The following is a 10,324-nucleotide window of genomic DNA, read 5'->3' on the forward strand; positions in this document are numbered from 1 at the left end:
TGTCGGCAGGGTTTAGTGCGCCGTGAGCGAACCGAGAGGCATGAGCGAAACCGCGTATCCGCCGGTGGCGAAGCACCTCTCGGACCTCGAGACGGCCCGGGAGGAGGGGCGCCGGAAGATGGACTGGGCGCTCCAGCACATGCCGATCCTGAACGCGCTCCGCGAGGAGTTCGTCGACGAGCAGCCGCTCGCCGACGAGACGATCGCGATGGCGATGCACGTCGAGGCGAAGACGGCGAACCTCGTCGAACTGCTCGCCGACGGCGGCGCCGAAGTGGCGATCACCGGGTGCAACCCGCTCTCGACCCACGACGACGTGTCGGCCGCGCTCGACACCCACGAGTCGATCACCTCCTACGCGGTCCGCGGCGTCGACGACGAGGAGTACTACGACGCGATGCACGCCTGCATCGCCCACGACCCGACCGTCACCGTCGACGACGGGATGGACATGGTGAAGCTCGTCCACGAGGAGTACCCCGAGCTGATCGACTCCATCGTCGGCGGCGCCGAGGAGACGACCACGGGCGTCCACCGCCTGCGCGCGATGGACGCCGACGGCGAGCTCAAGTATCCCGTCTTCGCCGTGAACGACACGCCGATGAAACAGCTGTTCGACAACGTCCACGGGACCGGCGAGTCCTCGCTCGCGACCATCGCGATGACGACGAACCTCTCGTGGGCCGGCAAGAACGTCGTCGTCGGCGGCTACGGCCAGTGCGGGAAGGGCGTCGCGAAGAAGGCGTCCGGCCAGAACGCGAACGTCATCGTCTGCGAGGTCGACCCCCGCAAGGCGCTGGAGGCGCACATGGAGGGGTACGAGGTGCTGCCGATGGCCGAGGCCGCGGCGAAGGGCGACGTGTTCATCACGACGACGGGCAACCGCGACGTGATCACCCGCGAGCACTTCGAGCGGATGCAGGACGGCGTCCTGCTGGCCAACGCCGGCCACTTCGACGTCGAAGTGAACCTCGACGACCTCGACGACCTCGCCGTCGACCGCTACGAGGTCCGCGACGGCGTCGAGGGGTTCGAGCTGGACGACGGCCGCGTCCTCAACGTGCTCGCCGAGGGCCGGCTCGTCAACCTCGCCGCGCCCATCTCGCTCGGCCACCCGGTCGAGGTGATGGACCAGAGCTTCGGCGTCCAGGCGGTCGTCGTCCGCGAGCTGGCCGCGAACGGCGAGGCGTACGAGCCCGGCGTCCACGACGTGCCCGACGAGCTCGACCGCGAGGTCGCCGAGATCAAGCTCGCCGCGGAGGGCGTCGAACACGACGCCCTCAGCGACGCGCAGCGCGAGTACATGGACAGCTGGGAGCACGGGACCTAACGCGGCGGCGGCGTTTATAATCAGATTTGTGCGGTGGCGCGCGCCTCCGAGTGGCCGACAGGCCACCAGGAGCGCGTGCGAGGGACGCGGCGACCGGAGGGAGCCGCGAGGCTGGGGAGGCGTGTGGTGCGGTCGCGGTGTGGTCGGGTGGGACTCAAAGGGGCAGCCGCGAAGGCGGGCGCAGGCGACGTAAGCACCGTAGCGAGGGAGTGAGCGAAGCGAACGACCGAGTGAGGCGCGCAGCGAGCGTGCGCCCGCCTTCGCGGCTGGGGCTTTGGAGGCGTTCTCCGCCGATCCATCCCCGATCATTTATAAACAGTCGACCGCGCTTCCTTTTTGAGCGACAACCACGTACGAGTAGTAGTGACAGTCACGAGCGTCCACGACCCGAGCCACCGCGAGGCCCTCTGGGAGTTGGAGGACGCCTTCGAGCGCGGCGACCTGATCAGCGTCTTCGGGCGCTGCACGGTCAGTTACGAGGGCCGCGCCGCGTCCGACCTCGGCGCCGGCGACCGCCTGCTCGTGTTGAAGCCCGACGGGGCCGCCCTCGTGCACACCGACGAGGGACGCCAGCCCGTGAACTGGCAGCCCCCGGGATCCGAGCACCACGCCGCGGTCCGCGAGGGGCGGCTCCGGGTGCGTTCGACGCGCACCAACCCCGACGAGACGCTCACGGTCCGCTTCGACCGGGTCCACCAGCTCTCCGCGATGGCGGTCACCGGCGGGCGCGACCTCGCGCTCCACGGCAGCGAGGAGGACCTCCGGACCCGGATCCTGGAGCGCCCCGAACTCGTCGAACCGGGGTTCGAGCCGAAGGCGACCGAGCGCCCCTCCAGCGCCGGCCCGATGGACGTGTTCGGCGTCGACGGCGACGGCAACCCGGTCGTCGTCGAGCTGAAGCGCCGGCGGGTCGGCCCGGACGCTGTCGGCCAGCTCGCGCGGTACGTGCGGGCGCTCCGCGAGGAGTTGGGGGCGGCGGACGCCGACGGCGACGCGCTCGGCGACGGCGACGCGCTCGGCGACGGCGACGGCGGGACCCTCGTCCGTGGAGTCCTCGTCGCGCCCTCGGTCACGGACCGGGCCGCCGAGCGGCTGGCGGACCGGGGGTTCGATCACGTCGCGCTCGAACCGACGCCCGAGGAGTGAGGCGGCGAGCGCCGTGAAACGAACCGACGACGCCGCGGTATCGAAGGGTTTATCGCCGCAGCGCGGGCTACATCGGGCAAGTAGCCATGTCTGACAAACCCGCCTCTATGTATCGGACGATCGACAAGCCGTCGTACACCCGCCGCGAATACATCACCGGGATCCCCGGCTCGAAGATCGCCCAGCACAACATGGGCGACCTCTCCGCCGAGCCGGACGACTACCCCGTCCAGATCAGCCTCCGCGTCGAGGAGGAGCTCCAGATCCGCCACGGCTCGCTCGAGAGCGCGCGCCTCTCGGCGAACCGTCACCTGATCAAGGAGCTCGGCGAGGGCAACTACAAGATGACCCTCCGCAAGTTTCCCCACCAAGTCATCCGGGAGAACAAGCAGGCGACCGGCGCCGGCGCGGACCGCGTCTCCGACGGGATGCGGCAGGCGTTCGGCAAGCCGGTCGGGACGGCCGCCCGCCTGAACGCGGACGACATCGTCTTCACCGCCTACTGCGACGTCGAGCAGGCGTCCGTCGTGAAGGAGGCGTTCCGGCGCGCGTACAACAAGCTCTCGCCCCCGTGCCGGATCACGGTCGACCGCGGCGAGAAGCTCCTCGTCTCGTAACCCCGCCGGCCTTTTTCGAGGCGCGGTTCTCACGCCCCGAGCCGTGCGGCCGGACGCGGTGACGCGAGAGCCGCCGCACGGCGAGCCGAACTCCTGAAATACCTTCCTCGCGTATCGACGGCCAGTGTCACAGCAGTTGGCCGAGGTCGAGACGCTGTTCCTCCACGAGGCGCGGAGCGACTACACCGTCGTCGCGAACCGGGACGGGAACAGGGTGCTCCGCGGGCGGCTCGAACTCAAGGAGACCTCCGCGGGCCCGCGCCCGGGGAAGTTCCGCGTGATCCGCGACGGCGAGGACCACCCCCGCCGTCCGGACGAGTTCGTCGACCTCGCCCGCGCGGCCGACCGGATCCGCATCTCCGAGCAGACGTCGCCGGAGAACCGGAAGCGGCTGGAGGCGATGCTCGACGGCTACCAGCTGGAGGCGATGGCCGTCCGGACCTGCCGTCGCTGCGCGAACGACGGGCGATACGGGCCGATCACGAGCGAGACCGCGGTCGAACACAACGACGAACTGATCTGCCGGGACTGCGCCCGCAGAGAGCTCGAACGGGAGCTCTCGTATAAAGGCGAGTTCACGGGCGCCGCCGAGGAGCGGTTGGAGGAGCTACTCTACGAGTCCGGCGACCTCGATCGGATCGTCAACCTCCTGCAGGGCGGGCTCGACCCCGACCTCACCAAGTACGACGAGGTCTCCGCCAACGTCGACGACGTGAGCCCCGTGCGCACCGAGGACCTCGATCTCCACTCGGACCTCTCCGCGCACCTCCAAGGCCGCTTCGAGGAGCTGCTCCCGGTCCAGAGCCTCTCCGTGCGAAACGGCCTCCTCGAGGGGGACGACCAGCTCGTCGTGAGCGCGACCGCGACGGGGAAGACGCTGGTCGGCGAGCTGACCGGGATCGACCGAGCGCTGAAGGGGGAGGGGAAGCTCCTCTTTTTAGTCCCGCTCGTCGCGCTCGCCAACCAGAAGCACGAGGACTTCAGGGACCGCTACGGCGACCGGCTCAACGTCTCGATCCGCGTCGGCTCCTCCCGGGTGAACGACGACGGCAACCGCTTCGACCCGAACGCCGACGTGATCGTCGGCACCTACGAGGGGATCGACCACGCGCTCCGGACGGGGAAGGACCTCGGCGACGTCGGCACCGTCGTCATCGACGAGGTCCACACGCTGAAGGAGGGCGAGCGCGGCCACCGGCTCGACGGCCTCATCTCCCGGCTGAAGTACTACAGCGAGAATCGGATGGAGACGCACTCGGGATACGGCGGCACGCAGTTCGTCTACCTCTCCGCGACGGTCGGGAACCCGGAGTGGCTCGCCGAGAAGCTCCGGGCGACCCTCATCGAGTACGAGGAGCGCCCCGTTCCCATCGAGCGGCACGTCACCTTCGCGGACAGCCGTGAGAAGGCGCAGATCGCCGACAAGCTCGTGAAGCGGGAGTTCGACACGAAGTCGTCGAAGGGGTACCGCGGACAGACGATCGTCTTCACGAACTCCCGGCGGCGCTGCCACGAGATCAGCCGGAAGCTCCGATACGACTCCGCGCCGTACCACGCCGGCCTCGACTACAAACGCCGGAAGCAGGTCGAACGCCAGTTCGGGAACCAGGACCTCTCCGCGGTCGTCACCACCGCGGCGCTGGCCGCCGGCGTCGACTTCCCCGCCTCGCAGGTGATCTTCGACTCGCTGGCGATGGGGATCGAGTGGCTCTCCGTCCAGGAGTTCTCCCAGATGCTCGGGCGCGCCGGGCGGCCGGACTACCACGACCGCGGGCGCGTCTACCTCCTCGTCGAGCCCGACGGCGTCTACCACAACTCCATGGACCGCACCGAAGACGAGGTCGCGTTCACCCTGCTGAAAGGGGAGATGGAGGACGTGGCGACCCACTACGACGAGGCGGCCGCCGTCGAGGAGACGCTGGCGAACGTCGTCGTCGCCGGCAAGAAGGCCAAGCGGCTCAACGACCGGATGATCGGCGAGGTGCCGACGAAACACGCGATCGGGAAGCTGCTGGAGTGGGAGTTCATCGACGGCTTCGATCCGACGCCGCTGGGCCGCGGCGTCACGAGGCACTTCCTCGCGCCCGACGAGGCGTTCTTCATCCTCGACGCGATCCGGACGGGAACGGACCCGTACCAGATCGTCGCCGATCTCGAACTGCGCGACGACGAGGAGTGAAGCGGCAGGCCGTCGCGGGGCGGCCGCGGTTGAGAACAGCCTTGACCGCGCAACGAAACGCTTTACCGGCCGATGCGGGTATGTGCAGGTACGGGGCCGTGGGGTAGTGGTATCCTCGCTGCCTTGGGTGCAGTGGACCTGAGTTCGACTCTCAGCGGCCCCATCTACTACTCTTCGCCGTCACAGACGATCTGCGCAAGCTCCTTATACAGCTCTGGATGGTGTTTTTCGAGAACCTCTAGATCGGTCTGGAGTTCTTCGTGTATTCGGTTCCGAATTCGAGACACAGCTTGATACTGGTTCGAGCTGGCCTTCTCCGATCTGAGATGTTCGCGTTCGGTTTCGGTGAGGAGAGCGCGTGTTCGGGCCACACTCAGTTTACGCACCAATCTGGTAATTGTTTGGCGCTGTTCGATCGGCATAGTTTGCAAATACACAAATGTAAGTGCCATGACTTTCAAAAGAGATACCGAATCACGGCAGATATGGAATCACACAGGCAAGGCGATCTCACCGAACAAATCGTCATTACGGAACTGAAGAAGCGCAATATTAGCGTATCAACGCCGGTAGGCGACAACGAAAGATACGACGTTATCTTGGAAAAACCAGACGGCGGTCTGCTGCGCGGACAGATCAAAACGGGGCGATTGAAAGACGGGGTAATTCGATTCAAAGGAGTAAGTCAACACACGAATTCGTCCGGGCATGTGTACAAGGAGTACGGCGACGATGTCGACTGCTTTCTCGTATACTGCGACGAAACAGAGGAGACCTATTTTATCGATTCAGAGGAAGTTGGTACCTCGATGCACTTGCGCATCGACACGCCTACTCGAAAGACCAGTCAGATCAATTGGGCTGATGACTATCGGCTCGATCACCAGTGGCCACCCGACGGCCACAACGAGGGTGACTCAGCGGTCTCTGCAGCTATCGATGCGCTTGAGAGCGTAGAGGGTTCGGTGTATATTGATCCGATCAGAGAGGACAGCCGGAATCTGTTGTTCGTGGACACAGACGGTGAAACACATCGGATCGGAGTCGAAACCGGATGGATCGTGAATGGCCGGGTCCGGTTCACGCCGAGTAATTCCGCAGAGTACCATCTCGTATACTGCGATGGCTTGGACGATTTGCTGTCTGTACATACTGATGAGTTTAATGAATCAATCTCTTTCCGGGTAGACAGCGAGAATACGCGAGGGACCAGATCGAATCCAGTAGATGAGTACGAGTTCGGGAACGACTGGCCACCAGTAGTCGTCGGGACTTCGCAGACGGATCCGACGCCGGAGCTGTCCCAGTTCATCAGTAGACTGCGAGAGGGGCAAGTGTCGTACAGCCGCGTGGAGTGCAGCGATAAAAAGACGGCAGAGGTCCACAGTAAGCAGTTGGACTTCCGAATCTGCGTCGAAACAACGTGGATCGAGAACGGGCTACTCCGGTTCAACGCGAGCGGCGATAATGCCGATTATTATTCGCTCAAGAATCCTGAAAAAGAAGAGTGGTATCTCGTGTCAGATGATTCGTTCGGGGATTCTGTCTCTCTGCGAATAGATCCGCCCGAAAAAGAGGATAGTCGGATCAATTTTGCAGAGGATTACCTGTTAGAAAAGATGTGGCCAGTATAGACAGACATATGGTTCGGTGACCCTTCTGAGAGTCGAGTCACCGAGTGGAAACCTTACCGCTCTAACACCGTCCCGCTGGCGCCGACGGCGTAGTCGCGGGCGCCGTCGAACGCCGCGACGGCGCGGAGGTTCTGTCCGGAGGGCGTGTCGACGACGCCCCAGGCGCCGTCATCGCGCTCGACGACGGTGCCGCTTCCGCCGACCGCGACGCCGCCGGCGTCGCTCGTGACCACGTCTTTGAGACCGGCCTCTGCGATCCGGTCCGACCGCCACTCGACGCCGTCGTAGACGTAGAGGGATCCGCCGCCGCCGACCACAGTCGCGTCGTCGGGGGCGTCGGCGTCGAGGCCGGCGAAGGTCGTGTCGGCGTTCTCTATGCCGAACGCCTCCCACGTCGGGCCGTCGTCGGTGCCGAACACCGTGCCGTTCGTGTCGATCAGGGTTCCCGCGCGGGCGCCGTAGAACTCGACGGCGGGGATCCCGGAGCCGGAACCGGGCGTGAGGTAGTTCCAGGTACCCTCCTCGCCGTTGTCGAAGCTGTAGTACACCAGCCCGGAGTCGTCGACGACGTACACGTCCGCGTCGCCCGCGGGACCCGTGACGGCGACGGAGTTGAACTGGTTGGAGGCGCCCGTCGGCTTGGACCGGTCGATCAGGTTCCCGGTCGTCACGTCGTACTCGCCGACGGCGCCGCTGTTGCCGACGAACCAGAGCCGCTCGCCGTCGTCGGTGACGGCGGCGCCGTACAGCCCGTTGCCGTTGCCCGTGGGCCCGCCGCGGAACACCGTCTCCCAGCCGGCCGCCGTCCGCTCGATCAGGACGCCGCCCGCGCCGACCGCGTGCGGGTTCGTCGCCGTGTACCGGACGTCGTGGAGGGTCCCGTCGACCGGCGTCTCGGCGACGGTCCAGTCGGAGGTCGAGGTCTCCTCGGCCGACGCGACGGCGGGGACAGCGGCGGCCGCGATCGATGCGCCTGCGAGCTTCACGACCGAACGTCGAGTGTGTCGGCTCATCGCAGTTCGGCGTTGGTCCGGGGCGGGTGTAAAAACCGAGAATATTAGGCCCGAATTAAAGTTGATTGCCGCGGTTTTATCGCGTCAACGGACGGTGGTTTGAAGTAAGCGAACGCAACCGCGAGAGGATTGAAGGAGGCGTTCGCGGTCGGCGCGAGGAGCCTCGGCTCGATGTCGGCGCGCTCTGGAGCGGGCCGAGTCGCGCGCTCCGAGGCGGCGGGGCGATCGGACCGCCGCCTTTCGAAATCCTTTTGTCTCGAATCGGCGTTGGTCCGAGTGCGAGCCGCCTTAGCTCAGACTGGGAGAGCACTCGACTGAAGATCGAGCTGTCCCCCGTTCAAATCGGGGAGGCGGCATTTTCCTGCGAACTCGTGAGGGAGCGAAGCGACTGAACCGTGAGCAGTGAAAATGTTCCCGACCCGATTTGAGCAGACGAGTCGCGAGCCCGAGCGGGGCGAGGGCGAGCGTCTCGGCGAGTTCAAATCGGGGAGGCGGCATTGTTTTTGTGGGAACTAAGTTCGGAAGCGCCGACTAAAGATCGAGCTGTCCTCCGTCCCCGCGAGCACAGCGAGCGGGGGCTCGGAAGACGAGCGGAGCGATGTCTTCCGGTGTTCAAATCGGGGAGGCGGCATGTTCCAAACCCGTGAGGAGGGCGAACCGTCGGGAAAACGGATCGGTCGAAGCCGGGGGAACGCTCATTAGTCGCCCGTCGGTATCCGCTCGGGTGAGAGACGACGTCGACGCCGACGGCACCGACGACCGCACCGGCCCGCTCGCGAGACGGAAGCGCCGCCTCCGCCGCGTGATGGGAACGATATACGCCGTCGCGGGTATGACCCACTTCCTCGCGCCGGACTCGTTCGCCCGGGCCGTCCCGCCCGAGTTCCCGCGACCGCGAGCGCTCGTCTACTGCTCCGGGATCGCGGAGCTCGCCCTCGGGATCGGACTGCAGTTCGACCGGACGCGGCGGGCGTCGGCGTGGGGGATCGTCGCGCTGCTGGTCGCCGTCTTCCCGGCGAACGTCTACATGGCGACCGACGACGTCGCGGCCGATCTCGTTCCCGACCGGTTCGCCGGGGTCTCGCGGGCGGCCGCGTGGGCGAGACTCCCGTTTCAGGCCGTGCTAGTGCTGTGGGCGTGGTGGCACGCGCTCCCGGAGTCGGAGCCCGAGGGCGACGCAGAGGTCGAGGCGGGAGGGGCGACGGAGCCGACGGGCTAGGGCCCGGGTCGAAGCGGCGTCGTACAGCGACGGCAGTAGTCGAATCCCGACTCGTTGGCCGCGCCGCAGTTCGGGCAGGTCGCGGCCGGTCCGTTCGAGTCGTCTCGCTCCTCGACCGCCGCGCGGTCGCCCTCCGAACCGGCCGACGGCCGCCCACCGTACTCCTCGTCTTCCGTGTACTTCTCCATCTCGCCGGCCCGCCGACGGGCCCGGCGGTCGCGCCCCTCGCGGACGATCCCGCGGAGCACGCGGAACCCGAGCCCTAACGCGACGAGCAGCAGCGTTCCCACGACTGCGAGGTACACCGGGCCGAGGTCGATCACGCGGACCCTACGGGCCGGAGACATAGATATTGTGGGGTGATCTCATGTGACAAGGTCGCGGTGGCCGCGGCGGCCGCGATGGCGACGGGTCAGTACCGCAGCGTGGCGTCGAGGATGCCGGCGGTCTGTCCGAGTCCGACGATCGCGATCCCGACCGCGGTCCACGTCGCCGAGGGCGCGGCCGCGACCGCGACCGCGCCGGCGACGCAGCAGGCGACGCCGGTGTCGTAAATCCGCGCGCCGGCCTCGACGCGGCGACCGGTGTACGCGAACCCGACCGCGGGGAGGAGCGCCCACCCGTACAGCGAGACGGCCAACAGGGCGGTCGGGGGGGTCCCGGCATCGCCGAGCGCGAGGAATCCCGCGAGGCCCGCGAGCGTCGCGGGCGTGCCCGCGAGGATAACCAGCTTCCACGCGCGGAGCACGCCGCTCGCCATGTCGCGCCACGAGGCGAGCACGAACGCGACGAGCAGGACGCTCATGACGGCGTGGGCGACGAACAGGGCCCGCATCGAGACGACGGTGAGCGCCGTCGCGGCGACGACGGTCCAGGCGGCGGGGACGAGCAACGCCGGTCCGTTCTCCCTGAGCGATCGGAACACGACACGCCGATCGCGGCGGGCGGACATAAACGTCCCTCCGACGACGACCGATGCCGGAGAATCGACGGATCGGTCGGTGTGACGCGGTGAGTCCGAGAGCTCGGTCACCGATCTGCCTGAGAATATCCCACAGCGACAACGATCGTCCGCCTTCACCCGTGGTAACTGTACACTCGCAATCCTTATGACCGAACGGGGCGTCCGATAGGATGCAATGGCGACCGGAAAGGTTGATTTCTTCAACGACACTGGCGGCTACGG

Annotated in this window: 10 protein-coding genes and 2 tRNA genes; 8 read left to right on the top strand and 4 right to left on the bottom strand. The window is 66.6% G+C overall.

The features are described 5' to 3' along the window. The first annotated feature begins 40 nt into the window (after positions 1-40). The 5 genes from DJ75_RS11620 (at position 41) to DJ75_RS11640 (ending at position 5,435) form a co-directional block, all read left to right on the top strand. The gene (locus DJ75_RS11620) at positions 41-1,330 is read left to right on the top strand and encodes an adenosylhomocysteinase (protein ID WP_094524629.1); all 1,290 of its coding nucleotides are present in this window, start codon (positions 41-43) and stop codon (positions 1,328-1,330) included. Between the two features lie 363 nt (positions 1,331-1,693). Then, positions 1,694-2,476, top strand: coding sequence for an endonuclease NucS (nucS, locus tag DJ75_RS11625; RefSeq protein WP_094524630.1), 783 nt, complete (start codon positions 1,694-1,696; stop codon positions 2,474-2,476). A gap of 86 nt (positions 2,477-2,562) precedes the next feature. Further along, on the top strand, positions 2,563-3,093 hold the full coding sequence (locus DJ75_RS11630) for a 50S ribosomal protein L16 (RefSeq protein ID WP_094524631.1): 531 nt from the start codon (positions 2,563-2,565) through the stop codon (positions 3,091-3,093). Between the two features lie 124 nt (positions 3,094-3,217). Continuing rightward, positions 3,218-5,272: a DEAD/DEAH box helicase gene (locus DJ75_RS11635; RefSeq protein WP_094524632.1), complete on the top strand. Its 2,055-nt coding sequence runs from the start codon at positions 3,218-3,220 to the stop codon at positions 5,270-5,272. Positions 5,273-5,364: 92 nt separating this feature from the next. Then, positions 5,365-5,435: transfer RNA gene (locus DJ75_RS11640), tRNA-Pro, on the top strand. A gap of 4 nt (positions 5,436-5,439) precedes the next feature. Here DJ75_RS11640 and DJ75_RS11645 read toward each other — a convergent pair. Then, the gene (locus DJ75_RS11645; RefSeq protein ID WP_094524641.1) at positions 5,440-5,643 is read right to left on the bottom strand and encodes a hypothetical protein; all 204 of its coding nucleotides are present in this window, start codon (positions 5,641-5,643) and stop codon (positions 5,440-5,442) included. A 114-nt stretch (positions 5,644-5,757) separates the two neighbouring features. On the opposite strand from DJ75_RS11645, the gene DJ75_RS11650 reads away from it, so the two are divergent. Then, complete coding sequence (locus DJ75_RS11650; protein WP_141212026.1) at positions 5,758-6,906, top strand: group I intron-associated PD-(D/E)XK endonuclease; 1,149 nt, start codon at positions 5,758-5,760, stop codon at positions 6,904-6,906. Positions 6,907-6,959: 53 nt separating this feature from the next. Here DJ75_RS11650 and DJ75_RS18675 read toward each other — a convergent pair whose 3' ends face one another. Beyond that, positions 6,960-7,919, bottom strand: a complete 960-nt coding sequence (locus DJ75_RS18675) for a hypothetical protein (protein WP_094524634.1) — start codon at positions 7,917-7,919, stop codon at positions 6,960-6,962. 282 nt (positions 7,920-8,201) lie between these two features. Here DJ75_RS18675 and DJ75_RS11660 point away from each other — a divergent pair. Both DJ75_RS11660 and DJ75_RS11665 read left to right on the top strand, forming a co-directional pair. Continuing rightward, positions 8,202-8,275, top strand: a tRNA-Phe gene (locus DJ75_RS11660). A gap of 368 nt (positions 8,276-8,643) precedes the next feature. Then, the gene (locus DJ75_RS11665; protein ID WP_394338278.1) at positions 8,644-9,138 is read left to right on the top strand and encodes a DoxX family membrane protein; all 495 of its coding nucleotides are present in this window, start codon (positions 8,644-8,646) and stop codon (positions 9,136-9,138) included. Here the strand turns inward: DJ75_RS11665 and DJ75_RS11670 are convergent. Then, complete coding sequence (locus DJ75_RS11670) at positions 9,135-9,485, bottom strand: zinc ribbon domain-containing protein (protein WP_394338279.1); 351 nt, start codon at positions 9,483-9,485, stop codon at positions 9,135-9,137. The two genes, DJ75_RS11665 and DJ75_RS11670, sit on opposite strands and share 4 nt — an antisense overlap. 65 nt (positions 9,486-9,550) lie before the next feature. Further along, positions 9,551-10,090: a hypothetical protein gene (locus DJ75_RS11675; RefSeq protein WP_176451448.1), complete on the bottom strand. Its 540-nt coding sequence runs from the start codon at positions 10,088-10,090 to the stop codon at positions 9,551-9,553. Positions 10,091-10,324 lie beyond the last annotated feature (234 nt).

This window comes from Halorubrum sp. Eb13 (assembly GCF_002252895.1).
Taxonomy (GTDB): Archaea; Halobacteriota; Halobacteria; order Halobacteriales; family Haloferacaceae; genus Halorubrum.

Bases quoted from the DNA above. Each gene is read 5' to 3' on its own strand.
- DJ75_RS11620 (WP_094524629.1), top strand. From the start codon at position 41: ATGAGCGAAACCGCGTATCCGCCGGTGGCGAAGCACCTCTCGGACCTC.
- DJ75_RS11630 (WP_094524631.1), top strand. From the start codon at position 2,563: ATGTCTGACAAACCCGCCTCTATGTATCGGACGATCGACAAGCCGTCG.
- DJ75_RS11650 (WP_141212026.1), top strand. From the start codon at position 5,758: ATGGAATCACACAGGCAAGGCGATCTCACCGAACAAATCGTCATTACG.
- DJ75_RS18675 (WP_094524634.1), bottom strand. From the start codon at position 7,919: ATGAGCCGACACACTCGACGTTCGGTCGTGAAGCTCGCAGGCGCATCG.
- DJ75_RS11670 (WP_394338279.1), bottom strand. From the start codon at position 9,485: ATGTCTCCGGCCCGTAGGGTCCGCGTGATCGACCTCGGCCCGGTGTAC.
- DJ75_RS11675 (WP_176451448.1), bottom strand. From the start codon at position 10,090: ATGTCCGCCCGCCGCGATCGGCGTGTCGTGTTCCGATCGCTCAGGGAG.